The sequence below is a fragment of the Variovorax nitratireducens genome, from assembly GCF_051216545.1.
In the GTDB taxonomy this organism is placed as follows: domain Bacteria; phylum Pseudomonadota; class Gammaproteobacteria; order Burkholderiales; family Burkholderiaceae_C; genus Variovorax.
Genome location: NZ_JBPJZO010000029.1, coordinates 1 through 1,262 on the forward strand (window position 1 = coordinate 1; position 1,262 = coordinate 1,262).

Consider the following 1,262-nt stretch of genomic DNA (forward strand, 5'->3'; position numbering starts at 1 on the left):
GCAGCGAAATAAAGACACCGTTGTGCCTGTCAAGCGGTGCCCGTCAAGCGCAAGCCGTCTTGCGGTAGTTCGCATCGAAGGGCTTGCCCGACCTCAGGACGCCGTAGGCGATGGCCAGAAGCTTGTGCATGCAGGCCACGACGATGAGCTTGCCGGGTTTGTTCTGTGCCTTCAGGCGCTGCCAGAACTGGGCCACCAGCGGGTTGTGTTTCCCCGCCACCATGGCCGGGAAGTAAAGCGCCTTCCTGAGCTCCCGATGCCCCTGGGGGTGCGTTCCCCGCCGCTTGTCCAGCGAGGTTCCGGACTGCCTGAGCATCGGCGTCAGGCTGGCATAGGCAATCAGTGCCTTGACCGACGTGAACCGCTCGGGGCGCCCGATATACGCAAGCAGCTGGGGAATCGTCCTGTCCCCGAGGCCGGGAATCGATGCGAGAAGCTCGCCGCGCTGCTGCAGATCGGGGTCGTCATCGATGGTCTTGCGGATCTGCGCGCGCACGTCCTTGATGCCGGCGTCCAGGCTTGCGATGACCGCCATGAGCGAGGGCTTGACCGAGTCGTGGGCGACCTCCAGGCGGTTCAACTCGCCTTGCCTGAGCTCCAGCAGCGTGTCCAGCCGGCCCACCAGCGCCTGCAGGGAGCGCACGCCGGCAGAGGGCGCCTGCCACAACGCCGGGCCCGTCCTGGCGCAAAACCGCGCAAGGGCCTTCGCATCGCCCTCATCGGTCTTGTTGCGCACCCGCTCCAGTTCCATGAATCGCTTGACCTGCAGCGGGTTCACCACCGAGAGCGCCACCGAATGGTCGTGCAGGAACAGCGCCAGGCCCTCGTGGTACGTGCCGGTGGCTTCCATGCAGACATGGACCGTTGCCTTGCCCTCGGGCAGATGCGACTCCAGCCATCCGAGCAAGTCCGCGAAGCCGCCGGGATTGTTGGGGAACACCTTGGAGCGGTATTTACCGTCCGCTCTCAGCCAGGCCACATCGAGCTTCATCTTGCTGATGTCGACTCCTACCTTGCATGTCATCGTGGGACTCCTTGGATCAAGGATCAATGCGCCACATTCGACATGCACACCCTGATATGCGGGGTCATCGCCAGCGCATTGGCCGGCGACGCCCCAAGACACCGTTCGAGCTACAGCGTCGAATCCGTCCGCTTCCCCAGTCTTTATTGCGGGCTGGCAAGCCCAAGGAGGAGCACAGGGTTTACCGGACGGGCTCCCTTCAGCGCTTCGGGAGCGGGAGGAACAATATCAGGAGGAG

The 1,262-nt window shown here is 63.9% G+C and carries 1 protein-coding gene; it reads right to left on the bottom strand.

The annotated features are described in order from the left end of the window. Positions 1-43: 43 nt before the first annotated feature. The gene (locus ACSFA8_RS27150) at positions 44-1,024 is read right to left on the bottom strand and encodes an IS110 family RNA-guided transposase (RefSeq protein ID WP_435482560.1); all 981 of its coding nucleotides are present in this window, start codon (positions 1,022-1,024) and stop codon (positions 44-46) included. Positions 1,025-1,262: the final 238 nt, after the last annotated feature.